This is a genomic window from Nostoc sp. (assembly GCF_036917155.1).
Taxonomy (GTDB): domain Bacteria; phylum Cyanobacteriota; class Cyanobacteriia; order Cyanobacteriales; family Nostocaceae; genus Nostoc.
Genome location: NZ_JBALDZ010000031.1, coordinates 88,301 through 113,179, shown reverse-complemented (window position 1 = coordinate 113,179; position 24,879 = coordinate 88,301). Strand labels below are relative to the sequence as shown.

General features: G+C 41.3%; 19 protein-coding genes. 17 read left to right on the top strand and 2 right to left on the bottom strand.

Features of this window, described 5'->3' with window-relative positions; all coding sequences use genetic code 11:
* Nucleotides 1-93 precede the first annotated feature (93 nt).
* The 6 genes from V7K67_RS05575 to V7K67_RS05550 all read left to right on the top strand — a co-directional run bounded on the left by V7K67_RS05575 (nt 94) and on the right by V7K67_RS05550 (nt 8,489).
* Nucleotides 94-1,062 carry a DUF1822 family protein gene (locus V7K67_RS05575; protein ID WP_335165546.1) on the top strand — a complete coding sequence of 323 codons (969 nt, stop codon included), beginning with the start codon at nt 94-96 and terminating at the stop codon, nt 1,060-1,062.
* A gap of 176 nt (nt 1,063-1,238) precedes the next feature.
* Nucleotides 1,239-3,572: a CHASE2 domain-containing protein gene (locus tag V7K67_RS05570; RefSeq protein WP_334732623.1), complete on the top strand. Its 2,334-nt coding sequence runs from the start codon at nt 1,239-1,241 to the stop codon at nt 3,570-3,572.
* A gap of 86 nt (nt 3,573-3,658) precedes the next feature.
* Nucleotides 3,659-4,471: a DUF928 domain-containing protein gene (locus tag V7K67_RS05565; RefSeq protein WP_334732624.1), complete on the top strand. Its 813-nt coding sequence runs from the start codon at nt 3,659-3,661 to the stop codon at nt 4,469-4,471.
* A 324-nt stretch (nt 4,472-4,795) separates the two neighbouring features.
* Nucleotides 4,796-5,890, top strand: a complete 1,095-nt coding sequence (locus tag V7K67_RS05560) for an aspartate carbamoyltransferase catalytic subunit (protein WP_335165544.1) — start codon at nt 4,796-4,798, stop codon at nt 5,888-5,890.
* 646 nt (nt 5,891-6,536) lie between these two features.
* Complete coding sequence (locus V7K67_RS05555) at nt 6,537-7,427, top strand: hypothetical protein (RefSeq protein ID WP_334732626.1); 891 nt, start codon at nt 6,537-6,539, stop codon at nt 7,425-7,427.
* 69 nt (nt 7,428-7,496) lie between these two features.
* A complete protein-coding gene (locus V7K67_RS05550; protein WP_334705602.1) occupies nt 7,497-8,489 on the top strand; it encodes a pentapeptide repeat-containing protein in 993 nt (330 codons plus the stop codon).
* A 172-nt stretch (nt 8,490-8,661) separates the two neighbouring features.
* Here the strand turns inward: V7K67_RS05550 and V7K67_RS05545 are convergent, their stop codons facing one another.
* Nucleotides 8,662-8,832, bottom strand: coding sequence for an aspartyl/asparaginyl beta-hydroxylase domain-containing protein (locus V7K67_RS05545; RefSeq protein ID WP_334732627.1), 171 nt, complete (start codon nt 8,830-8,832; stop codon nt 8,662-8,664).
* 532 nt (nt 8,833-9,364) lie between these two features.
* Here V7K67_RS05545 and V7K67_RS05540 point away from each other — a divergent pair.
* The 4 genes from V7K67_RS05540 to V7K67_RS05525 all read left to right on the top strand — a co-directional run bounded on the left by V7K67_RS05540 (nt 9,365) and on the right by V7K67_RS05525 (nt 15,875).
* On the top strand, nt 9,365-9,835 hold the full coding sequence (locus V7K67_RS05540) for an NADAR family protein (protein WP_334705603.1): 471 nt from the start codon (nt 9,365-9,367) through the stop codon (nt 9,833-9,835).
* A 553-nt stretch (nt 9,836-10,388) separates the two neighbouring features.
* Nucleotides 10,389-13,142 carry a GAF domain-containing sensor histidine kinase gene (locus V7K67_RS05535; protein ID WP_335165541.1) on the top strand — a complete coding sequence of 918 codons (2,754 nt, stop codon included), beginning with the start codon at nt 10,389-10,391 and terminating at the stop codon, nt 13,140-13,142.
* Nucleotides 13,143-13,313: 171 nt separating this feature from the next.
* Nucleotides 13,314-14,084, top strand: coding sequence for a hypothetical protein (locus V7K67_RS05530; RefSeq protein WP_335165539.1), 771 nt, complete (start codon nt 13,314-13,316; stop codon nt 14,082-14,084).
* A gap of 309 nt (nt 14,085-14,393) precedes the next feature.
* Nucleotides 14,394-15,875, top strand: a complete 1,482-nt coding sequence (locus V7K67_RS05525) for a sensor histidine kinase (RefSeq protein WP_334732909.1) — start codon at nt 14,394-14,396, stop codon at nt 15,873-15,875.
* 94 nt (nt 15,876-15,969) lie between these two features.
* On the opposite strand, the gene V7K67_RS05520 is transcribed toward V7K67_RS05525, so the two are convergent.
* Entirely contained in the window at nt 15,970-16,986 is a 1,017-nt protein-coding gene (locus tag V7K67_RS05520; protein WP_334705607.1) for a ribose-phosphate pyrophosphokinase, read from the bottom strand.
* Between the two features lie 652 nt (nt 16,987-17,638).
* Here V7K67_RS05520 and V7K67_RS05515 point away from each other — a divergent pair.
* From V7K67_RS05515 to bioD, 7 genes are all read left to right on the top strand, one after another.
* The gene (locus V7K67_RS05515) at nt 17,639-18,628 is read left to right on the top strand and encodes a decaprenyl-phosphate phosphoribosyltransferase (protein WP_334705608.1); all 990 of its coding nucleotides are present in this window, start codon (nt 17,639-17,641) and stop codon (nt 18,626-18,628) included.
* Between the two features lie 72 nt (nt 18,629-18,700).
* Complete coding sequence (locus V7K67_RS05510; RefSeq protein ID WP_179068695.1) at nt 18,701-19,339, top strand: class I SAM-dependent methyltransferase; 639 nt, start codon at nt 18,701-18,703, stop codon at nt 19,337-19,339.
* Nucleotides 19,340-19,639: 300 nt separating this feature from the next.
* Nucleotides 19,640-20,269: a YqeG family HAD IIIA-type phosphatase gene (locus V7K67_RS05505; RefSeq protein ID WP_335165537.1), complete on the top strand. Its 630-nt coding sequence runs from the start codon at nt 19,640-19,642 to the stop codon at nt 20,267-20,269.
* Between the two features lie 52 nt (nt 20,270-20,321).
* Complete coding sequence (locus tag V7K67_RS05500; RefSeq protein ID WP_334705610.1) at nt 20,322-20,657, top strand: SMR family transporter; 336 nt, start codon at nt 20,322-20,324, stop codon at nt 20,655-20,657.
* Between the two features lie 61 nt (nt 20,658-20,718).
* Nucleotides 20,719-22,281, top strand: a complete 1,563-nt coding sequence (locus V7K67_RS05495; RefSeq protein ID WP_334732911.1) for a glycosyltransferase family 39 protein — start codon at nt 20,719-20,721, stop codon at nt 22,279-22,281.
* Between the two features lie 171 nt (nt 22,282-22,452).
* Nucleotides 22,453-24,168, top strand: coding sequence for a protein kinase domain-containing protein (locus V7K67_RS05490; RefSeq protein WP_334732912.1), 1,716 nt, complete (start codon nt 22,453-22,455; stop codon nt 24,166-24,168).
* Nucleotides 24,168-24,854: a dethiobiotin synthase gene (gene bioD / locus V7K67_RS05485; protein ID WP_334705613.1), complete on the top strand. Its 687-nt coding sequence runs from the start codon at nt 24,168-24,170 to the stop codon at nt 24,852-24,854. The genes V7K67_RS05490 and bioD overlap by 1 nt, the downstream gene beginning before the upstream one ends.
* The last annotated feature ends 25 nt before the right edge of the window (nt 24,855-24,879 follow it).

Sequence of the window (24,879 nt, the reverse complement as noted above, 5' to 3'; positions counted from 1 at the left end):
AGTCCCCAGTCCCCAATATTCAATTTTGTGGCATAAATTTAGTGAATGCAGCTGATATGTAACATAGCAGCATTGATCACTCAAGATTGACTTATGAATAACTCCACCTATCAGCTAGACGATTTCGCTTTAACATTGCCGATTTCCCAAAGAGCTCGCATAACTGCCCAGCAATTTGCTAACCAGCAGCCAAACCCTGAAAAAGCAGAGCAAGTCCGGTTGAATACTCTAGCTGTATGGGTGGTAAATGACTACTTGCAGATGATGGATATTCCCGCTAACCTCCAAGCTAGTGACAGTTGGAATCCCATCATGCGCTTTTGCGGGAATGTAGCTGACTTAGATGTACCCTCAATTGGTCGGCTGGAGTGTCGCCCTGTCCATCTACATCAGCAAATATGTTCTATTCCTCCAGAAACTTGGGAAGAACGAGTAGGTTATTTAGTAGTTCAATTCGATGAATCGCTCCAAGAAGGGAGGCTACTTGGTTTTATCCCTAGTGTCGCAACTGAAACACTGCTTTTAGTGCAACTGCAACCATTGGAAGCGTTTATCGATCATCTATGGCAACTGCGTCAATCTCCAGTTAATTCACTAGTGAATTTGAGTCAGTGGTTTGCTGGTGTATTTGAGACCGGCTGGCAAACTATTGAATCCCTGTGGAACATGCCAGAACTGAGACCAACTTATGCCTTTCGCAGTATTGAAACTTTGGAACTAGAGACCCTTAATCGACCAGAATCAACTACAAAACGGGCAAAACTGATTGATTTGGGTATCCAAATTCTTAACCAACCAGTCATGTTAATTGTGGAAATTAGCTCCGAAAAAGATCAACAAACTAGTATTCATCTCCAATTGCACGCCACTGGCAATCAAATCTATTTGCCACTAGGAGTTCATCTCACTGTTCTAGATAGTTCGGGAGCAGTATTTCTAGATGCTCAATCTAGAAGATCGGACAATTACATTCAGTTGCAGTTCCGTGGTGAACCCACAGAGCGATTTAGCGTTAGGGTAGCCTTGGATAATACTAGCATTACCGAACATTTCCGAATTTGAATTGTGTAGCTATCTTCCCTCTTTGTCGGTAATTTCTTAAGTGGTAATTGGTTAATTAAAAATTAAAAATTCAAGCTGGCTTTTGGGGATTTTGAAAAAAGTCTGTAGATGCTTATGGAGCTTGTTATGAGACATTAGAACAGGGCGTGATCTTGCATAGGGAGATAACGACGGTCATGGGTAAGTTAGTAGTGATGAAATTCGGAGAGGGTAGTTTTGAGCAGGGATTTGCTGTCACTCTCCAAATTGGTGAAGAACACGAGCGTGCTGCAACAGAAATTACAGGGAAGTTACCTTCATTTCCTGAAATGCCACTCTATTATAGTCATTGGCAGTCTAGTTATCGGCAAATAGGCAATCGTTATCGCCTCCATGCTGACAAAATGCAGGTAACTAATGTATCAATGATTCAAGACTGCGAAAACACTTCTCATATTTTGCGGGCACGCTTTAATACCTGGCTGCGAGCAGAAGAGTTTCGCCCTTTGAGAGAAAAATGGTTAGAAAGATTGTCGTCTACGGACGAAGTACGGGTAATTTTGCAAACCGAAAATAGCCAATTACAGCTATTACCCTGGCATCTGTGGGACTTGTTAGAACGTTACCCCAAGGCTGAAATTGCCCTTTCTTCGCCATCTTACGATCGCATTCACAAGCCACGCACTCCCAATCAATCAGTCAACATTTTGGCAATTGTGGGCAACAGTAAGGGAATTGACACCCAAGCCGATCAAGCTTTATTGCAACAGTGTAGTAATGCAGAGGTCAGTTTTCTGGTAGAACCACAGCGTAAGGAATTGACTGACCATCTCTGGGGAAAAAACTGGGATATTCTCTTCTTTGCCGGACACAGTTCTAGTAACAAAAATGGAGAAAGCGGACGAATTTACCTGAATAAAACTGATAGTCTGACCATTGGCGAGTTAAAGTATGCTCTCAAGAAAGCCATTGAAAACGGCTTGCAATTAGCGATATTCAATTCCTGTGATGGATTGGGTTTGGCGCGAGAATTGGCTGATTTGCAAATTCCTCAAATAATCGTCATGCGCGAACCTGTACCAGACCAGGTTGCCAAGGAATTTTTAAAGTATTTTCTCGAAGGCTTTGCTGGTGGCGAGTCTTTATATCAAGCGGTACGCCAAGCACGAGAACGCTTGCAAGGACTTGAGGATCGATTTCCTTGTGCGACTTGGCTACCAGTGATTTGCCAAAATCCAGCCCAGATGCCACCTACTTGGGATGAATTAAGGTCTGTAAAAACTGAAGAAGATAAACCGAATTTACCTTTGCCTACCAAACGCAGATTTCGGACAATTTTGTTACCCAGTTTGGCAATTACAGTCTTGGTTTGTGGGATGAGATGGCTGGGATTTTTGGAAAATCTAGAGATTCAAACCTTTGACTTAATGACGCGATCGCGCCCTGCGGAAGAGCTTGATTCCCGACTGTTGATAATCACAATTGACGATGACGATCTGGCAATTCAAAGACAAAATAACGAAACCTTGATCGGAGCTTCTATTTCCGAAAAATCTCTCAATAAACTCCTGGCAAAACTGAATCAATACCAACCCCGTGCGATCGGCTTAGATATCTACCGTGATTTTTCTGCCAAAGAACCAGATTTAATTACTCGTCTCCAACAAACTCAAAACTTGATTGGTGTATGCAAGGGGAGTGATAGCACAGGAAATATCAAAGGCATTAAGCCACCCCCAGAAATCCCCCCAGGAAATTTGGGATTCAGTGACTTTATTCACGATCACGATGGCGTGATTCGTCGGCAACTTCTGTTTATGAATCAGGAGACAACATCCTTGTGTTCTGCTCCTTATGCCTTCAGTTTACAACTAGCCTCCCTCTATCTGCGCCCTTTAGGAATTCAAACAAAGTTCACCCCAGAAGGGAATTTGCAGCTGGATAAAACTATTTTTCCGAATCTGAAGCCTCGTACCGGCGGCTATCAAAATATTGATGCTAATGGTGGTCAAATCTTACTCAACTATCGTTCATCAAAAGAGATAGCCGAACAGGTGAAGCTAACGCAATTTTTATCTAGTCCAATTAACCCCAGCGCCATTAAAGACCGGATTGTTCTCATTGGTGTGGTGGCAAAGGGGGATTCTCCAGATACCTGGCCAACACCCTATGGCGTTCCTTTAGATGAGCAAATGCCAGGAGTGTTAGTACAAGCTCACATGGTCAGCCAGATCCTCAGTGCAGTCCAGGATGGGCGGCCGTTATTGCGGGCTTGGTCATTCTGGGTTGAGGTGGCCTGGATTTGGGGCTGGTCTTTGGTAGGGGCAGTCCTGGCTTGGCGCAGGTTTTCGTTACCCTGGTTGGCGTTGGCAATTGGTGTTACTTCTAGCATTTTGTATGTGGTTTGCTTCAGTCTATTAATTTCAGGTACTTGGGTGCCGTTTGTTCCATCAGCTTTATCGCTGGTAGCTATGGGGGGCTTGATGTCAATTTATAATTCAAAAACAGACCGGCAGGGGAGTGGGGAATGAGGGAGATGAGGGAGATGAGGGAGAGTAACTAATGCCCAATTTAAAATCTAAAATCTAAAATCTAAAATCGCATAAGGTAGGTTTTTATGAATTCAAATTCACAACTGATAAAACTGTTTTTAGTAGTAGCTTTTAGCTGTACAAGTTTATTAGTTAGCCTGACTCCAGTACTGGCGAAACCAATCCCTAATCGCTCTGATGTTAAAACAACCCTTGCTCAAGCCATAACTTTGAATCAACCTCCAATTCCACCTGGACCTGCGCCTGGCGGTCGGGTTCGTGGTGGAGCGAAACGCGGGCCGGATGGATGTCCACTTACTAAACTTGACCTGACTGCTTTAGTACCTTTTACTAAGGAAGCTAACTCAGTGATTAATGTCTGGGGACAAACAACGGTAGAACACCCAAGTTGGTTTTTCTATGTGCCATATACCAAAGATTTGCCTTATGCAGTTGAATTTGTACTGCAAGAAGATCCTGAATCTAAGGACTCTAAGGAGATTTACCGAACAGCCATCGCTCTACCAGATAAACCAGGAGTCATCCGCGTTTCTTTGCCTACGAATACTCCGGCTTTAGCAGTAGACAAACAATACCGCTGGTTTTTCACCATTAACTGTGACAAAGAAAAGAATTCGCCCCCGACTTACGTTGAAGGGGTAATAAAACGAGTTAACCTGAGTGCAGCAACAGTCAAAGAACTAGAAACCACAGAACCTCGAAAGCGCTATGCAATCTATGCCCAAAAAGGAATATGGTACGAGGCACTGACGACGTTGGCAAAAATGCGTCAAAAAAATCCTCAAGATGCGGCACTGCAAGCAGAGTGGCGAAATTTGTTAGGCAGCATCCACTTAGATGATGTTGCAGGTGAACCCATTCTTCCAGGAACACCTTAAACTCGGAAAAATTTTTCAGGTAAAAATATAGCGGTTCTCGTTCACGTGATGTACACCCGTAGGGGCAATACCCTGCGGCAAGCCGCAATTCATGTAGACGCACTTGCGTTCGCGTCTACATGAATTGCCCCTACACCTTGCAATATAATTTTGTACCGCATTTGAGTGGGAACCGCTATATTACAGAATGTAACAATACTATCTTTGGCAACTTGGTATAATTTGATAGTAAGACAGGTGATATCATTTCCTCTGGATCTGTAAATCAAAAAGCTATAGAGACGCGACCGCTTGTATCTCTATGCAGGAAACTGATTGTTATTTATGCCTACTAACACCTGGAATCGTCATCACATTCTTTCCCTAGCTGACTTCACCACCACTGAATACGATACAGTTTTGCAAACTGCTGCCAGTTTTCAAGAGGTGCTATCACGGCGGACGAAGAAAGTACCAACCTTGCAAGGACAGGTAGTAGCGAATTTATTTTTTGAATCATCTACCCGGACTCGCAGTAGTTTTGAACTTGCTGCCAAACGCTTAAGCGCAGATACGCTAAACTTCGCCGCCGCCACATCTTCTATGACTAAGGGAGAAACAATTCTCGACACGGCGAAAACCTATTTGGCTATGGGAACTGATATTATGGTAGTCCGCCATCGAGAGGCAGGAGTACCAAATGCGATCGCGGCTGAAATGGATCGTCTAGGTGTAAAAGTTAGCATCCTCAATGCTGGTGATGGTCAACATGAGCATCCTTCCCAAGCACTGCTAGATTTATTTACCATAACTACTCTCATTGACCCAGATCATCCACGACTGGAACTTTTAAAAGGGAAAAAGATTGCCATTATTGGGGATATTCTCCATTCTCGTGTGGCGCGATCGAATATCTGGAGTTTAATTGCCAGTGGTGCCGAAGTGCATCTCGCAGCACCACCCACCCTCTTACCCAAATTATTTGCTGATTATATTTTAGAAGAAGCAGAAGAAGACAAATCAATTCTCCCCTCCCCCTCATCCCCCCCATCCCCCCCATATCCCTCATCCCCCTCATCCCACTCCCCACTCCCCACTCCCCACTCCCCAAATCAACAACTTTTTATTCACTGGCAGTTAGAACCAGCTTTACAGAATGCCGATTTTGTCATGACTTTGCGCCTACAAAAAGAACGTATGACGGCTCATTTACTACCAAGTTTGCGAGAATATCATCAGTTATTTGGTATTACACGTGCAAAGCTGCAACTCTGTAAACCTAACGTCAAAGTTTTGCATCCAGGCCCAGTCAACCGTGGTGTCGAAATTAGTTCTGATTTAATGGATGACCCAGAATTTAGCCTCATTCAATCGCAAGTTACCAGCGGTGTCGCCGTTCGGATGGCGCTGTTGTATTTGATAGGAAGCGGTAAGGTTTAAATAATTTAATCAGGATTTGGCTGCTGTGCCAACCCCAATCAGCAACGCTAACTGTGGGCAAAGTTGCTTGACATAACTACACAAGCTAGATAAAAAGGGTATAACATAAGACCAGCCCTTTCAATGTCGAGTATAAATTCTCGAAAATGAATTCCTCTTTAAAACTCTTTTCTATGTGTTCTCTGTCTTGGAAAGACTGATGTCTGAGGCTGGCTGCGTCAACAGAGGTTTCTTGCCCTCAGACTTTTCGCTGTGCCTCTGTGGTTAAATAAATAACTTATAAACCACTTCCGACACAGAGATAGCTCAGAGAAAAAGAGATTTTACGAGTTACCTTGAAAGGGGTAATCTTATCACTTGTTCGGACTTACGCACTAGAGATCCACCAACTCCCTTAACCCGCATTTCTCACAAGCTTGAAATGCAGAGGGGCAGAGGGGCAGACGGGAAAGAACTTGTTGTACAAATCTCTCCCCTGCTCCTCTGCTCCCCTGCACAAGGTTTTGAGAGATGTGGTGAGAAATCCGGGCTTAAAAAGTTGGCTCTTAGGGTTCCCCTTTTTTAAGTTAGGGGGAATCTAGGTTTAAAATTTTCAGTGCGTAAGTCCTGTTTATTGCTATTTAATACCTGTGCCGGAGATTTGCCGATGAGAACTATATCTAGCCTCGATTCAGTAACTAAACATTTAGAACAGCATGAGAACTCAAAACGGATTAAAAAATTAATATACTCAGCTTGTAAAAATATTTGGGAGAATGATGAAGAGACGCTAGATAGGTTTAAATTACAAGAATTAATTCAAGAATTATACAGATTAAATCCAACTATAAATAACTTAAATTATAGTTTATCTAAAGTTGTAAAAACCCTTAACAAACAAGCCGAATACGCCCTACTCGCCAGTGTTATTTCTCATGAAATGCAGAAGCTATATATAACACCTGAAGAAGCAACAGGAATATTATCAAATCAACCTCATCAAGAAGAAGCAACAGGAATATTATTAAATCAGCCTCGTCAAGAGGAACAGATATTTTATAATTCTGGGCAAATATCATCAAATTATATAGATAAATCTCCAAACAATCAAACCAAACATCAATACAATCAATTTGATTTACGGCAAAATATTATGAAGTATACCAACCCACTGAGGGCTAAAGTAGTTCTATTTTCTGCACTTTACAAAAAGTTTACTTTCAATGAAGAAGACTGGTTAAAACTGAAGGCTGAACAACTTGATGATTTATTACTGAGATTATTTGATACTTGTCCAACTATCAGAGAGCTTGAATTTAAACTAAATAGTGCTGTTATATCTTTAGGTAAGCCGGATGAAAATATTCAAGCAGCTAGTGCAATCATCCAATCTATGCGAGGTTTATATGGCAATATATCACCCAGCACTAACGGATATGAACCGTTTAACAGCAATTCATCTCTAGAAACGAGAACATTAGTTAATCCTCATCAAAAAAATGCACTCACGGATGATAATAATACCTGTCAATTTATAGTACCTCCTACCAAAGAATAATCGTAACCTTTGAATATTCTTGAGCCTGGAAAAATTTGCCAAGATTATGGTAATTGAGATAGGAAAAATATGGATGCCAATGAACTTCTTCAGCGATATGAAAATGGAGAAACAAAATTTATCGAGGCAAACTTAAATGGGGTAAATTTGTTTGGTGCAGACTTGATTGGTATAGCTTTGAATAAAGCAGATTTGGGTAATGCTATTCTAATTTTTAGCTATCTAAATCGAGGAATATTGAATAAGGCAAATCTAGTTTGTACAAAGCTAAGTGGCGCGAACTTAAATCAGGCAAGTTTAATCAGTGCAAACTTACATGATGCTAATTTACATGGTGCAACTTTGCAGGGTGCTGATTTGCGTAATGCCAATTTAACTTTGGCGTATATGCTAGATACTAACTTGATGGATGCCGATTTGCGTGGTGCAGATTTGAGTGGTGCAAATCTAACTGGTGCCTGCTTGCGTGGTGCTAACCTGCGAGAAGAAAAGAGAATGTATTCTGCTAGTTTACGGGGTGCTAACCTGCATAAAGCTGACCTGCGAGGCGCTGATTTAACTGGTGTAGATTTATCTAAAGTTGATTTGAGTGGTGCTAACTTGAGTGAGGCAACGCTACGTTATGCCGATTTGAGTGACGCTAACCTGAGTGAAGCGATTTTGTATAATGCGTCTCTGGCAGATACTAACGTCGGGGGTGCTAATTTAAAAGGTGCTAACCTGATGAACGCTAGGCTGGAACGGTCAAATCTTATTGATGCCGAACTTACAGGTGTTAACTTGTATGGTGCAATTATGGCAGATGCTAAACTGACTAGATGCCAGATGAGTGGGGTAAACCTGAGTTTTGCAAGGTTAAATAGAGTTGATTTAAGTCGGGCTAACCTGCGTGGGGCTAACCTCACTGAAGCAGACTTAGTTGATGCCTATCTTGCTAGGACAAACTTGACTGGCGCTAATTTAAGTAAGGCAAATCTAATCAGAGCAGAAATGAGTAGTACAAATTTGACGGGTGCAGATTTGCGTGGTGCAGTCATGCCTGATGGAACAATTAACGATTAAAGTAGAATTCAGAAGTCATTAATAGCCCAACACTTCCTTGATGGGCAACTTTTAAACCTTCTACTCCACTTTTGAAAAATGCTTTTTTCCACTTACTGATAAAACTATTAAAACTACTTACCCTTTTTTACGTATTTTATCACGAATAATTCCGGATTGCTATATAGTATTCCTATATTACATCTTGCAATATACTTGCTTCATTTGAGATTTTAAAGCGAATATTGCTATTATTTTTTCTACCAAAATCTATCAATAATATAATTCTGTTCGATCTTCCTAAATTCCAAGCTTCATGCTCTACCAAGTCGTCAAATATTAAGCATTTACCTGGTTGCCACATTAGAGTTTGATTGCCAACTCTAATGGCATTAATGGAATATTATCTGCTGAAATCACGGGTACTCGCATAAAGAGATAATCCTTGGAGTAAAGTTTAAGTCCCCTTGCCCAACTAATCCAAAATGTCTTGTCTTTAACCAACGACTGAACAAACAGTCTTGCAGATAATCCAAACTGGGGAAGTATTTGGAAGTGCGTATCAGGATTAGTCTCAAATGGGCTAGTCAAACACGTAACTTTTGTTAGTTACAAGCCCTATCCCTATCGACGGGTGGGGTTCTTGACTAGGTATTATTTTGACGTGAACGCTATACTGGTAAAGCATCATACTCTATTTTCCCCTTCTGTTTTGTTTAAGTCCCGTTAGTCAGGCTATGGCTTAATTGTTTGGTTTCACTAACGTCGTTTCTGGGTGTTAATGGCAGGTTCGTAATCGAGTATGAAGTTCGGGAAGTGAAAAAAACTGTATGAAGGGTTTTGAACCCTAAACTTTCAGTTACCCTGAAGTTGATATATAAAAGAGCAATTTTCAAATGACCATTTACTTTTATAAGGTTTGGCAGCCTTATGGCTGTTTTTCTAACTTTTCTCCTCACGGAATCCACATTGAGGGTACTTACTGGCCAACGGTTGAGCATTACTATCAAGCACAAAAGTTTGTTGGCAGCATAGATGCGGCAATTATACCCCTCATCCATACCGCTGCCACCCCAGAAGAAGCTACCATTTTGGGAAGATGTAGCACTCGTCAACTCCGTCAAGACTGGAATTTGGTCAAAACTCAAATTATGCGAGAAGCTGTACTCAAAAAGTTTCTCACTCATACTGATATTAGAGAAGTTCTCTTGAAGACAGGTGATGAGATTTTGGTTGAAAATTCCCCAACCGATTCTTTTTGGGGCTGTGGTGCTAATCAAGCCGGTCAAAACTATCTCGGTAAAACTCTCATGAGTGTGCGTGAAGAAATTCGTAATTTACTATCTTTAACGGTAATTTACGAATAATTTAATCAAAATAGTTACATTCAACATAAAGTCAGCAATTAAACGGGGAATATAGAAATTCCCCAGTCAAAAATATTTGAAAAAATTACCAATAATTGAGTGATTGATTTGAAGAAATCTTAATTAATTGAATTTATGGACAAAAATGGTAAAAAAATATTTTTAATTTAACTAAATTATTCAGGTACTAATTTAAGTAGAATTACTGGAATAGTTTAATGATTGAGAATATAAAATTAATAGGTGTCAATGATTAAACTTTTCTGAACTTTAGATTTGAGATGATACTTAAAAAGTCTTTAATGATACAGCGTTTTGATATCTCTCTAAATCCACTTTAGAAGGGCTACGGGGATCAAGCAAAATATCTGATGCTTTTCAAATATCCTCTGATCCATTTCCAAAAGTATTTACAATAAATGTACGCCTCTAGCAATACATTTGTAGTAGAAATTTCTGGAAATATGGTGAAAATCAAAACATTGTAAGTTAGAAATTCTTATCAGGGACAATTATATAAAAAATTATACTTCAGTCATGGTGTATATCAGCAATGACACTTAGCGATAAACCAAACGGGTTGCAGCAAAGTCTATACCAAGAAAGTTTACTGCACCGGATGACAAAACAGATCAGGCGATCGCTCGACCTTCAAGAGATATTAACGACTACTGTTAGCGAAGTGCGTTTATTTTTAGGTGTAGATCGGGTAAAGGTATATCACTTTGGTGCTGATGGTAGTGGTGAAGTCATTGCTGAATCTATTTATGAGCAACGTCTGCCGTCTTTATTGGGGTTACGCTTCCCAGTTCATGATATTCCAGAAGCCGCTAGAGAGATGTTTTTGTTAGCTGGGCAACGTTCGATTGTGGATGTGGCAAATGAGAAGATTGGGCTATCGCCTCTACAGTCGAAGGAAACTGGTAAACGTCTACAAACTAATATCTACTATCGGCAAGTTGACCCATGCCATATTCAATACTTAAAGGCAATGGGCGTGCAGTCTTCATTGGTAGTGCCAATTTTACATTGCGACCCACAAGAACAATCAGCAAAGCCTAAATTGTGGGGATTGTTGGTATCTCACCACAGTGAACCGCGAGAGATTTTGAAGCGGGAACTGAAAGTATTGCAGCAAGTTGCTGACCAAGTAACGATCGCGATCGCTCAAAGTAATATACTCACCACAGCCCGCGCCAAGCAAGAGCGAGAAGCGACTATTAATCGAGTTACCACACTATTACATAAACTGCCGACAATCCAATTACAGGGAGCGCTAGAAGAAGTTATTGCTGCCTTTAGTGGAGTCGGTGGCAGACTTTACATTGAACAGACTGGGGAACTATATACTTGGGGCAACCAACCGACACTCCCTTACGAATTAGATAATAGTATTCTCGAACAGCATCCCATCTGGCGAAACTGGATGGCTGAGTGTAAACAAGGTAATATTTGGTCAACCCCTGACCTATACAAAGAACCACGTTTACGAGTTTTGGCTTTAGCGTTTCGTTCTACTCAAATTCGCGGACTCATGGTGATTCCTCTACATTACCGTGAAAAATTTACTGGTGTATTAAGTATTTTTCGCTCTGAATTTGAAACAGAAATTTTGTGGGCGGGACGATGCGATCAAAATCGGCGACAACTATTACCCCAGGTTTCCTTTGATGTTTGGCGAGAGCAACAAAAGGGGCAATCACCTGAGTGGAAGTCAGAAGACATCTTATTGGCGCAAGCCCTATATGAGCATTTCTCAATGGCAATTGAGCAACAGCAAATGTATAAACAGGTACAAGCCCTGAATGCCAACCTAGAACAGCGAGTCCAAGAGCAAACTGCTGAACTTGAAAAATCATTATTATTTACCAAAGTACTCAAGCAAGTTACAGAGCATATTCGCCGTACATTAGACTTACAGACAACCCTGCAAACTATCGTCCGAGAAGTCCGTCCCATACTAAATTCCGACCGAGTGCTGATTTTTGAACTGAAGAGTAAATCGGTAATTGTGGAAGAAATTAATGGCGATTGGCAATCAGTTTTGGGAGTGAAGGCACCACTAGAATGCTTTCCTGATGAGTATACCCGTCTATACTTTCAGGGCAGGGTACGGGCAATTAACAACGTTGCAGAGGCTTCTTTAAGTGATTGTCATCGAGAGTTTTTGGAGAGTCTGCAAGTGCAAGCAAACTTAATAGTTCCGATTAATATAGGTATTGAACTATGGGGTTTATTAATTGCCCATGAATGTGAGGCTCCCAGAAATTGGCAAGATGCAGAAATTGATTTATTGCAACAGTTAGCAGATCAGGCTGCGATCGCTATTCAACAAGCACAACTCTACGAACAAACCTGTGATGCCGAAATTGAAGCTAGAAATCAAGCCGCCGAGTTAGAGCATACCTTACGTGAACTCCAAGAAGCACAGACAAGATTGATTCAGACCGAAAAAATGTCTGGTTTAGGACAATTGATAGCAGGTATCGCCCACGAGATCAACAACCCCGTTAACTTTATTTACGGTAATCTCTGCCACGCCAGTGACTACACCGAACAACTCCTAGAAATTTTACGTCTCTACCAGCTACACTATCCCCATCCCCATCGTGAAATTAGCGCTGCGATCAAAGCGATCGATTTTGAATTTTTGGTAGAAGACCTCCCAAAAATCCTGACATCAATGCAAGTAGGAAGCGATCGCATCCGTTCAATAGTGTTGTCGTTACGCAATTTTTCTCGCTTAGATGAGGCTGAAAACAAGCGCGTAGATATGCATGAAGGTATTGACAACACCTTATTAATTTTGCAACATCGGCTGAAAGGAAATGCTGGATCTCCACGCATTGAGATAATCAAAGACTATGGTAACATTCCACGGGTAGAATGCTATGCCGGTCAAATGAATCAGGTATTCATGAATATTTTCAGCAATGCCATAGATGCTTTGGGAGTAGCGAGTCGGCATTGGGAAGCAGGGAATAGGGATGAGGGAGATGAGGAGAATAACTCATGCCCAATTCCAACTATTCAGATTTCCACTAAAGCCTCAGCAGACAACTCTCGTCTGTTGATTCGTATTAGTGACAATGGGCCTGGAATGACTGAAGAGGTGAAAAAGCGAATTTTTGACCCGTTTTACACTACCAAACCCGTGGGCAAGGGTACAGGTTTGGGACTGTCAATTAGCTATCAGATTATTGTCGAAAAACATGGGGGAATAATGGAGTGTATTTCAGAACCAGGCAAAGGTACAGAGTTCTGGATTGAGATTCCCATTAAGCCTCCAGCCAAAATAGTTAACTAAAGGTAGAGGAGGCAGAGCAGGGGAAATAATCAATGCAATGAGAGGGGATAGTTCAGGGAGTAGAAGTTTGGGTATTGTTGTGTTCATAGATAGAGAAGTCTGAAATATGACATCCTCTGGGTGTAAGATTATACTAATTTGAGTAGCGAGAAACAGTTGAAATAGCGTCTTATGTCAATTATTGCGCTCAGGGCGTGGTATCTACAGGATTATGAGCCGATTCCAGAACTGGAAAAACGTCCGCCAGACATTCGCTTAAGCAAAAAAAGTCTGTTGAAATCAGCATTGCGAGCAGACTTTTTGGAAGAAAGTGATGAAGTAAAGAAATCAACTTGGTTTGGGCGCTATCTGGAAGGGGAAAATATTGAATTTTATATTGAAGGTAGTGGTGGCTATTGTGTCTCTAACATTGACTTAATTAGCCATGAAATTTATTTTACTAAGCAAGCAGTGTTGGCTCAGTTAGAACCAACGATTTTTTTATCTTCTCAAACTGAGTATGCCGCAGCGACAGATGCTCTCAGAGAAGAACTGCGAAAAAGTTTGGAAAGTTTAAACTTGCGATCGCGCCTTCCCCTAACATTAGTAGAATCCTCTCGTGCCAGTGGCGCACCTCTACGAATTAACCGCACAATCATGCGAAAAATCCGTAAGAGTTTGTTATTTATCGCTGACACCACGCCCATTGCGATTATTGATGGTAAAGAAATCCCCCAATTAATTCCCAGTCCGAATGTCTGTATTGAAATTGGCTATGCCATCCAAAGTAAGCGATCTGAACAGATTTTATTAGCGCAAATGCAACGCCCAGACTTTGAAGGGCAATTTTCTTTCGACTTACCCACACAGCAAATTTTGCAATTCCAAGATACCACAGAACTGAATAAAATCCTCACAGGAACTATTGAAAACCAGCTAGCACGATTCAAATTATTTGTTTGAGCAAGATAGCCAAGGGCGAACACAGGTTAAAAACCCTTGATTTTGGATTAGTCCACGGAGGTGGACTTTGCTGGTGTAGTAGCGATTTCAATCCCTCAAAGACTTCCGTGTATACCGTAGCCTTTTAGGAGAGAGTTTTTCCAGATACCGTGAAAAGTCAGAACTGCGATCGCAGTTAGGGGAAATTTCCCCCGAATTGTTCGGTTCTACCACTGTCATCAGTACACAAATAGCTATAACCTCTTAGGTAGTAGTGAAATGTCTACCCTAGACGCTGTTAGTCGCTCTTGAATTAAGGGGTGAAAACCTGTGTACGAATGGATATTGCCAAGCCTGAGCGAAATCTTGGCTGAAAATCAATCAAGTGTGGCTGAATCTTCACCTGCTAAAGCAGAGCAGCAATGGCGTGTCAGCCTCGCAGCGACAGAACATTTGCTATTAAATACTTTAGCATCTGTTTCAGTTGACACAATCCAAGGATTAGTTTTAGCCGCACCAGCACCCTTATTTAGTCAAGCAAAACTGATTCAAAGTTTACAAACAGTAACTTTTACGGCAAAACCATTTAACCCCTTGGCACTAATGCCATTTCAGATGCCAGGTGTGATGTCTGCTGCGGGTTACACCAACGCGCATGTAAATGAAGAAATTGCTCCCCATGAATCAGTACTTCCCTTACTACCTGCCGATCCGCTAGGGGCAGAACAATTTTGCTTGGTTTTTACAGATAAATTTAGATTAGTACTGGTTTTAGCAACCCACAAAAACGGTAAAAAAACCTTTTCATTTTCTTTTGAGCCAGAAGTAGTGCAGCAGGCTTGGCGATCGCTAGGGGCACGGGTAATGCTGGCTAATCCAGAATTTTTCGCCCGCTTGGACGCATTAGTAGAACAGTATTCCCCGGTAGCACCAGACTACCGGATCATGATTCAGTTTAGCCAGTTGTTACTTCAAAAATTCACAGAACCAGAAGAAACTAGGGACTCTTTACTAGGGACTGGGGATAAGGTGGACAAGGAGAATAACCAATCCCCAATCCCCAATCCCCAATCCCCAAATCCTGATGTAGAATTGCTCCAAGCCTTCGCTCACGAAGTTCGCACACCTCTAACAACTATTCGCACCATGACTCGTCTATTGTTGAAGCGGCGAGACTTAGATGTTAGTGTGATCAATCGCTTAAAAATTATCGATCACGAATGTACCGAGCAAATTGACCGCATGGAATTGCTGTTTAAGGCAGCAGAACTGGAAACTACTACCTCGGCAAAATCATCAAAAACTCAACTCACGCCGATGTCTTTAGATCAAGTGTTGCAGCAGAGTATTCCCCGTTGGGAACAAGCAGCACATCGGCGGAACTTAACTTTAAATGTTGTTTTACCTCAGCAACTACCAACAGTGGTGAGTAATCCCACCATGCTGGATCAGGTACTCACTGGTTTGATGGAAAATTTTACTCGCAGTTTACCTGCTGGCAGCCATATTCAAGTACAGGTTATCCCAGCTGGAGATCAACTGAAGTTACAATTATCGCCCCAATTCGGCTGCAAAGATTCAAATAAAGCTGCCACACCTGCAACGCCACCAATTCGTAAAGCTCTAGGTCAATTGCTGATGTTTCAACCAGAAACAGGTACGATTAGTTTAAATATCGCCGCAACCAAGCATTTGTTTCAGGCGATCGGTGGCAAACTGATTGTGCGTCAGCGTCCACATTATGGGGAAGTTTTGACGATTTTCCTGCCTTTAGAAGTTAGCAATAAACAGAAACCAGTAGTTAGGAATTAGACAATCGGATCTCTATATTTAGGGTTGCTAAAAATTTACACTGTCCCCCAATAAAGAGGACAATGTAGGTAATTTACGCCATGAGAATGACAATCTAGTGAAACATACTACTGACTGAAGTATCTTCATGAATCCGCCAAATAGTTTCTCCCAACAGATTAGCTACTGACAGTACCACTAGTTGGGGAAAACGATTGTTTTCTGGTATGGGAATCGTATTTGTCACAATGACTTCCTCAAATAAGCCACTGGATAACCGCTCCATCGCTGGTGGAGAGAACACCGCATGAGTTGCACAGGCATATACCTGACGCGCTCCTTCTTCACGCAGTAATCGCGCTCCTTCAGCGATCGTGCCCCCAGTATCAATCATGTCATCCACTAATACTGCTGTTTTGCCCCTAACATCGCCGATGACATTTAACACTTCTGCAACATTATGTGCCTGACGACGTTTGTCAATAATCGCCAATGGGGCATCACCCAGTTTTTTCGCAAATGCCCTAGCTCTTGCTACACCACCAACATCGGGAGAAACAACTACCAGATCGGGTAATTGTTTGCTTGCTAGATAATCCAGCAATACTGGTGAACCGTAAACATGGTCAAAGGGTATATCGAAATAGCCTTGAATTTGAGCCGAGTGTAAATCCATTGCTAGAACACGGTTGGCACCTGCTTCGGTGATCAAGTTAGCAACCAGCTTGGCGGTTATTGACTCTCGTCCTGCTGTTTTGCGATCGGCACGAGCATAGCCATAGTAGGGAATTACTGCTGTTACCTGTCGCGCAGAAGCTCGACGACAGGCGTCAACCATAATCAATAATTCCATCAAATGATCGTTTACGGGTTGACAACATGGCTGGATTAAATAGACATCACAACCCCGAATCGATTCTTGGATTTGAACGTAAAGTTCTCCATCCGCAAATCTTTTGCGGATCATTGGCCCCAAGTCCATACCCACATAACGAGCGACTTCTTGAGACAGCTGTATGTTGGCAGAGCCAGAAAACAGCCGCAGACGATGATTATCGTTCAGTCCTGTTGTAGATGGTTGCACTTTGAAAGTTGCAGAACTGAGTACAGCAGATCCTCTATGTGCATTCATAGTAATATTATCATTAGAGATTTAATAGATTTAACCGAGAAACAGCCTAAAAAAACATCTGTGAGTTTTGTTAAAGCTTCCATACAAAATTTAAACATTTATGCCTAAAATTATCAAATTATCATTCGCTAATTATCTAGTCTTCTTGGCAAACAAGGTATTGATAGCTTAACTGTCATTAATTTCATCCACTAGGTCTATAGTTCAATTTTTTAGTTTGAGGTAAATAACCCCAATCGCTTAAACATTGTTGTGGTAAGTTTTTCTAACTATCTTAATTTATAGCTGGCAGTAAAGCATTTACAACTTAATGAGTTTATTCTCATAACACTATAGCACCTATTATTAAGTAGGACAAATGTAGTTTTTTGTTCTATATATTACGCATTGATAAAAACGATAATCAATTGCGAAGTCTAAAAGAAGCTAGCAGCGTACAAAACTCATCTACGTACAAGCAAGTTTTTAGATAAAGATTGGATAAAGCTTGAATAAAGATTAAATAAAAAAAATTTTTTGATACAAAAATAAAGGTAGTATGATCTAGGCGAAACCTTGTAAGTATTTTTACTAAAAAAATCTATTATTAATAAATCTAAACGAAGTTGTTGAATCTAAATTCTCTTGAGATATAGAAGCGGTAGGCATACTTATGGACTCTCGGCGTACTTCAGTAGTAGAAAAATCTTTAACTGCCATAGCAACTAATTCCAAGAAGTCAGCGTACTACTTAGCTGCGATGCGACCACGACAATGGACAAAAAACCTGGTGGTGTTTGCAGCACCATTGTTCGCATTTAGCATCAATCTGCAATCTCTGCTAGGTAGCTTATTGGCATTTGTATTATTTTGCTGTGCATCAAGTGGCTTCTACTTAATTAATGACATCGTAGATGTGGAATCTGACCGTCAACACCCTGTCAAGTGTAAGCGTCCAATAGCCGCTGGATTAGTCAGCATCCGTGTTGCTACTGGAATGGCATTGGTGCTGTTGGGTGGTGCCCTAATTTTTGGGTGGTTGCGATCGCCTCAGTTGGGTGCAGCAATAACTGGATATGCCCTGTTACAGGTTGCCTATAATCTTCGACTCAAAAGGATGGTAATTTTGGATATTGGGGCGATCGCTACCGGATTTGTGCTACGAGCTTATGCCGGCGCTGCTGCTACCAGTATTACTTTATCATCTTGGTTTTTAATGTGTACTGCAATGTTGGCGCTATTTCTAGGCATTGAAAAGCGCAAAGCAGAACTACGGTTAGCACAAATCAAAGGCAACAAGCCCCGCTCTGTCCTCAAATACTATTCCTTGCCTTTGCTGGGTCGCATGGAAAATGTTGTCACCACCGGCACAGTTCTCACTTATGCTCTTTGGAGTGCCGGTCCCTATCTACATGGAGCGCCCACCTCTTGGATGCTACTGACTTTACCGTTTGTGTTGTATGGAATTTTTCGCTATCAACTGCTGAGTGACCCTCAAGAGATTGCCGGTTACAGCGACAACCATCATCCAGAGCAAGGCGGACGTAGTGAACGCCCAGAAGAAGTTTTATTGAAAGACTTGCCGATACTAATCACAGTTATTGGTTGGATTATCACATGCTTTTTGATTCTCTGGTTGAGAAAGCAAGGGATGATTGAATAAATCTCACAGAAGAAGCCACTAGCAGTTAGTCTGCCCGATCAAGCTTGTAACTGTTTTACCCTAACAAGTTCTATGAATAGTTTTAGCCTTGCTGACGAGATGAAACTACCTTGTCAAAAAATGTCTGGACTTGCTGCACTAAAAACGCGCTATCGTCCATTCATCTGTCCGCTTGATATGGTTCTTGCCAAGATTCCCGAAGGCGCACGTCTTTATGATATTGGCTGCGGTACAGGAGCGTTACTTTATCTGGCTTTAAAATTGCGTTCAGTAAAAGTAGCTCATGGTTATGATATTTCACGTGAAGCTGTGAAAGCTTCTGAGGCTTTTGCAATGAAATCTGAAATTTTTCAGGTTAGGCATTTGCATCCAGAAGAAACACCACCAGATTTGCATGGATATGACACTGTAACTATGATTGATGTTCTCCACCACATTCCTCCAAAATTACAGGACGATTTTCTCCGTAAAACAATTTCGCAGATGGATTCGGGAGCAAGGCTGATTATTAAAGACATTGAGGCATCCAAAATTATTGGGTCTTTTATGAATCAGCTTCATGATTTGTTACTGGCAAGAGAATGGGTTCACCAACGCCGAAGTAGCGATCTTGTTCAGGTTTTTCAATCAATGGGAGCTACAGTTAGTCGTCCAATTCTCCGTTGGACTCTTTGGTATCCACACTTTCAAATTGTGGTATTAGTACCTTAAAGGACTTCCAAATAAAAAATCTCAAATTTTCTTGTTGATGGGTATCCGCATTACCTGCCGCGACGCGAACACCCATACCATATTCAGGGTATGCAGAACTCAGAGCAACACTTCGACTCTTCTCTACTAGACTCTCTCTGTGCGTAGCTTTCTTCCAGAAAGTGCTACTACAAGTTTGACAGTAAGCCTGTCGAACTGCTCAGTACAAGTCAGTCAAACGCTGCCCACCCCACAAGAAGGATAATTTATTTATTGGAAGTCCCTAAGGCGTGATGGGAGGAAACTTGACGGAATTTGTAGATGAAAAATCCCACAGCTATTTTCAGAAAACTCTTCAGCACCTTTACCTCCTGGCTGCACTTGCTCATTAAGGGAAACAAGCAACTAGGTTTTAAAAAGAACCCCCACAAATTACCACGACAAGTCTATACATTGGCAAGTATTGAAATTGAGTGGCTAAAAACCTGTAAGATTCAAGGGATAATCCTAGATTTAGACAACACTATTGTTTCAGAAGACGATCGCTACCTATCTCCTTATGCAGAAGATTGGATTAAGCAAGCAAAGTTAGCCGGATTGCAATTTTTTATACTCTCAAATGGTAAACGTCGCTATCGCGTCAAATATTGGTCTCATCGCCTTGACATTCCAGCGCTCAGTCCCGCTAAAAAACCCTTTCCCCCTGCATTTCAGGAGGCAGCAGCTTATATGAGGCTACCAGCAAAACAAATACTCGTCATTGGTGATAGTTTACATACTGATTTCGTGGGATCACTACTTTTTAGATGTGGCTTCATCCAAGTTGCCACCCTACCGCACCCGCCCCGATGGTGGGAAAAACTTGCTGGGAAATGGGTGCAAATACCTTATCCATCTGGAGGAGAACTTTGGGACTTTGACGATACTGCTGGCTATGAGAGTTTCTTTTAAATTGCTCTTTTCATCAAAAAATATCACTTTATAAATTGAGTAAATTTTCACTATGAGTAACCCGATAGTTTTTAGCTTGCTGATTTTAATTACAGTGGGGTTAAACACACTGGCCCAAAATCTATTGAAACTAGGAGCAGGACAAAATCCGTTAAATATCTATTTAATAGGAGGGATTTTGAGTTATGGTTTGAGTGCGATTTTTTATGTGGTAGTTTTAGGTAAACTGAATTTATCTGTTGCCTATCCATTAGTAATAGGATTAACAATTATAGTTACAATGATTACTGGGTCTGTAATTTTGAAAGAAAAAATCTTAATTTCCCAATGGTTAGGAGCAGGTTTGATGTTGAGTGGTATTTGGGCAATTGCTTTAGGTAAACATTGACTATTGTTTCAAAAAAACTAACTTATGTAATAAGTAAAAGTGCCAGGACGTAAAACAAATTATGATGACAATCAAAAATCAGAGATGGTCTAAATATTATCTCTATATTTTAATATTGATTTTTTTGGGTGGTTTACTCCGCTTTTTTATGCTGTCAAACCAGAGTCTTTGGTACGATGAAGGCTTGACCTTAACTAATTCTGATGTCTCGACTCTTCAAGAGAGTATTTCGAGAGTTAGAAACATCGGAAATAGTGATAGGTTTCAGCCGCTGTACTTTATAGTTATGTTTGGGTGGCGTCAGCTATTTGGTGAAAGTGAATTTGCCCTTCGCTCACTCTCTACTATTTTAGGTATCGGCTCAAATGTTGTTATATTCTTTACTGCTTTGCGGATATATGGTAAAAAACACGCCTTATGGTCTCTGGTAATCTTGACATTCAGTTGCTTCTGTATTAACTACAGCCAAGAAGCAAGAATTTATTCCTTTGCAATGTTTATAACCTCGCTTCAATTATATTTCTTTAGCAAAGTATTAGTTAAAAATCAAGCTCATCAAGGTACTTCAAAATTACTGTTTAGTATTTTTACTGCCTTAGGGATTTTTAGTAACATTACTATGTGGCTTTTTACTACAGCCCTATGTATATCTCATATTGCCATCTATAGAAATTTCAAGCAATGGTTGCAATGGTGGCTTCCTGCTGCATTTTTATCTTTGCCGTCAGTTATATATCACCTGACTTTACCTGGAGCAACTGATCCCGAAACAATTCCAATTAATCGTTTGGGATTACCCATAATCCAAAATATTCTTTTTGTGTTAAATGGACTTTTAGTGGGGACAACCTATGGGCCTTCAATGGAGCAGCTGCGAGGTGACGATAGAGTTCAGGTTATGCTTCGTTACTGGCCTCACCTACTTTTATTATTGATTGTCGGTACTATAATTTTATTGGCTTTAGTAAGAGTTTTATTGATACACAAAAAAAAGAGCAGAGAGCAACATCCTGACTACTTTTTTACTTCTGTTTTTATCATAGCATTTTTGCTAGGATTGCTCTTAGCTGTAGTCGCCAAAACTAATTGGGTACCGCGTCACTCTTATTATCTTTGGCTACCACTTGCCCTACTTATCCCATCAGCTTTGAGTCAAATACCTATCACATCAAAGCGCTATGGAGTGTCTCAGTTGGCTCAAATTGCTGTCATATTTTTGATAGTTATGAATATTTATTCTCTTTTTAACTACTACTTCAATGAAGACTATCAGAGAGATGACTATCGCTCTGCTGTGCATTACCTGATAAAAAATCGATCTTCTTCTACACAATCTGTATTTTTATTTGGTAATCCCAGATTATTTGAATACTACGGTGACAGTCTAACTCTGGATGGAAGAGATTTGGGGGATCGCTTAAAAGAAGGAATTCTAAATAAAAACTTTGCTGAAGAAATTGAAAAATTAACAAATAATAAGCATACAGTTCTCCTCGCAATTAATCGTGATTATCAATTTCCTCAAGGATTGGTTGAAAGAGAAATGAGTCGTTTGTATAATCTGGATTCTCAAGTTGATTTTGCGTATTTTAAAATATATCGTTTTGTCAAGAAGAAAAATTGAATTGGGGATTGGAGGCTCTGAAATTATGGAGTAAAAAACAACCTTGCTCTGGCGGGGGTGTACTTGTTAGGTATAGTAGAATATTGCGGCAGGTAACTGTCAGTCGCCTCTTGGACTTAATCTTTGTGGGTGACTTCCTCCTCAGTTGCTACTACACTCAATCAATCGATCATGCAACCACCCATTACAGTTGGCACTGTCTTGCAAAACCGTTACCGCATAATTCAAATTCTCGGACAAGGAGGATTTGGTAGAACCTATCTGGCAGAAGATCAGAGGCGCTTTAACGAACTTTGCGCGATCAAGGAATTGACTTCAACAGCAACAGGGGCTTTGGCTTGGGAGAAGGCACAAGAGCTTTTTCACCGAGAGGCTGCTATTTTATATCAAATCGAACACCCACAAGTCCCTAAATTCCGGGAAAGATTTGAGCAAGATCAACGCTTATTTTTGGTGGAGGACTACGTTGCAGGTCAGACGTACCGGACTCTGCTAGCTGAACGTCAAGCTGTGGGTCAAACTTTTACAGAGGCGGAAGTATTACAGCTAATAGAGTTGTTGCTGCCTGTTTTAGAGCATATTCACAGTCGAGGGATTATTCACCGAGATATCTCGCCAGAAAATATTATTTTGCGAGATAGTGACGCGAAACCTGTGTTAATTGACTTTGGGGTAGTCAAGGAACTAGCAACGCGTTTACGATCGCCAGATAGTGCCCTGCCAGAAACTACTGTGGGGAAATTAGGCTACTCTCCTAGTGAACAAATGCAAACAGGGGGAGCTTATCCTAGTAGTGACTTGTATGCTTTAGCGGTAAGCGCGATCGTTTTGCTGACTGGTAAAGAACCAAAGGATTTATTTGATGAAAACCAACTAACTTGGAATTGGCAGCGGTGGGTAAAAGTGAATCCACGATTTGCTGTAGTGTTGAATCGTATGTTGAATCATATACCGAGCGATCGCTATCAAAGTGCTGCTAGTGTATTTCAAGCACTCCAACCTTTACAGCAACCCAGTCTTCCCCCTCTGAATGTGTCCAACTTACAGACAATGGCTGTTGGTCGCCGTCCTGACTTAGTACCACCACCAGCTTCGCCTCAGAAACCCAATCCTGTGATTCCACCAAGCACCACTAACTCAATTTTGGATAATCCCTTAGCGATTACCGCAATTGGCAGCGCTGTCGTGATTATCGCCGGATTCGGTTCTTGGGCGCTGGTAAGTTCCATCCGCAGTCAGCCGAAAACACCAATTGAAACGCTTCCACAAAATTTCCCTTCACCAGTGATTCCTGGTGGCACTACACCTATATCTACACCCACACCCACACCTACACCCACCAGCAATCAATCTGTTGTACCTAGTAAACGCCTCAATCTAGGAGCATCTAATAACACAGCCACGGTTAACGATACTCTGAAAACAAATCAAATCATCAGGTACACTTTTTTTGGGCACAAAGGTGACAAGCTAACTGCGTTTCTTGACCCAGGAAGCAACATTTTGTTAACAGTCTTCAGTCCCAATCAACAACCAATTGATATTAATGCCCAACAAGTAACAGCATATCAAGGCATACTGCTAGTTACTGGTAGATATACTATTGAGTTAACTCTGGTTCCAGGAGTTACCGAAAGCAATTACAACCTGAATGTTGCATTAGAAAAATCAGTCAAACCAACACCTTTGCCGATTCCCACAGAGACACCCTTACCGATTCCCACAGAGAAACCTTTGCCGATTCCCACAGAGACACCCTTACCGATTCCTACAGAGACACCCTTGCCAATACCCAAAGAAACACCCTTACCAATTCCCACCACTATTGAAACGCCAACTTTGCCGCCGACTGATGGAACACAACCATTTTCTGGTCAAAGAAATTAATGTTAAACACACTACTGATTACTGGAACTGATACGGAAGCTGGTAAAACTGTTTTAACGACAGCATTGGCAGCCTATTGGCAAAAATATTACCCGCAGCGTAGCTGGGGAATCATGAAACCGATCCAATCAGGAATTGGCGATCGCGAGTGGTATCAAAAGCTATTTGTGCTAGAACAATCTGCTGAAGAAATTACACCTTTGTATTTTCAAGCACCTCTAGCCCCTCCCATCGCAGCAGCACGGGAAAATCGCCAAATAGATTTAGCATTGGTGTGGCAAGCTTTGTTGAAATTGCGATCGCATCGTGATTTTGTGCTTGTAGAAGCCTTGGGAGGGTTGGGTTCACCAATAACTGAGGAATTAACGGTAGCTGATTTGGCAGGGGAATGGCGTTTACCAACGGTATTAGTGGTACCAGTGAGATTAGGTGCGATCGCTCAAGCAGTGGCAAATGTAGCATTAGCTAGACAATCGCGCGTCAATCTCAAAGGTATTGTTCTGAACTGCGTACAACCCCGAACAGATGCAGAAATAGCCGATTGGACACCACCCCAATTGATTCAATCACTCACCAACACACCAGTTTTAGGCTGCTTGCCTTATCTAGATAACCTGACTGATTTAGATAAACTTGCTCAAGTAGCATCAGATTTAGATTGGGAAACACTGACACTGACACTGTGAATTGGGCATTTGTCATCCAAGTGCC

Excerpts from the sequence above, each read along its gene's own strand:
- V7K67_RS05520 (WP_334705607.1), bottom strand. The coding sequence starts at position 16,986 with ATGAATGCACATAGAGGATCTGCTGTACTCAGTTCTGCAACTTTCAAA.
- V7K67_RS05565 (WP_334732624.1), top strand. The coding sequence starts at position 3,659 with ATGAATTCAAATTCACAACTGATAAAACTGTTTTTAGTAGTAGCTTTT.
- V7K67_RS05550 (WP_334705602.1), top strand. The coding sequence starts at position 7,497 with ATGGATGCCAATGAACTTCTTCAGCGATATGAAAATGGAGAAACAAAA.
- V7K67_RS05540 (WP_334705603.1), top strand. The coding sequence starts at position 9,365 with ATGACCATTTACTTTTATAAGGTTTGGCAGCCTTATGGCTGTTTTTCT.
- V7K67_RS05570 (WP_334732623.1), top strand. The coding sequence starts at position 1,239 with ATGGGTAAGTTAGTAGTGATGAAATTCGGAGAGGGTAGTTTTGAGCAG.
- V7K67_RS05575 (WP_335165546.1), top strand. The coding sequence starts at position 94 with ATGAATAACTCCACCTATCAGCTAGACGATTTCGCTTTAACATTGCCG.
- V7K67_RS05490 (WP_334732912.1), top strand. The coding sequence starts at position 22,453 with ATGCAACCACCCATTACAGTTGGCACTGTCTTGCAAAACCGTTACCGC.
- V7K67_RS05555 (WP_334732626.1), top strand. The coding sequence starts at position 6,537 with ATGAGAACTATATCTAGCCTCGATTCAGTAACTAAACATTTAGAACAG.
- V7K67_RS05495 (WP_334732911.1), top strand. The coding sequence starts at position 20,719 with ATGATGACAATCAAAAATCAGAGATGGTCTAAATATTATCTCTATATT.
- V7K67_RS05535 (WP_335165541.1), top strand. The coding sequence starts at position 10,389 with ATGACACTTAGCGATAAACCAAACGGGTTGCAGCAAAGTCTATACCAA.
- V7K67_RS05500 (WP_334705610.1), top strand. The coding sequence starts at position 20,322 with ATGAGTAACCCGATAGTTTTTAGCTTGCTGATTTTAATTACAGTGGGG.
- V7K67_RS05515 (WP_334705608.1), top strand. The coding sequence starts at position 17,639 with ATGGACTCTCGGCGTACTTCAGTAGTAGAAAAATCTTTAACTGCCATA.
- V7K67_RS05545 (WP_334732627.1), bottom strand. The coding sequence starts at position 8,832 with ATGTGGCAACCAGGTAAATGCTTAATATTTGACGACTTGGTAGAGCAT.
- V7K67_RS05510 (WP_179068695.1), top strand. The coding sequence starts at position 18,701 with ATGAATAGTTTTAGCCTTGCTGACGAGATGAAACTACCTTGTCAAAAA.
- bioD (WP_334705613.1), top strand. The coding sequence starts at position 24,168 with ATGTTAAACACACTACTGATTACTGGAACTGATACGGAAGCTGGTAAA.
- V7K67_RS05560 (WP_335165544.1), top strand. The coding sequence starts at position 4,796 with ATGCCTACTAACACCTGGAATCGTCATCACATTCTTTCCCTAGCTGAC.
- V7K67_RS05530 (WP_335165539.1), top strand. The coding sequence starts at position 13,314 with ATGTCAATTATTGCGCTCAGGGCGTGGTATCTACAGGATTATGAGCCG.
- V7K67_RS05505 (WP_335165537.1), top strand. The coding sequence starts at position 19,640 with ATGAAAAATCCCACAGCTATTTTCAGAAAACTCTTCAGCACCTTTACC.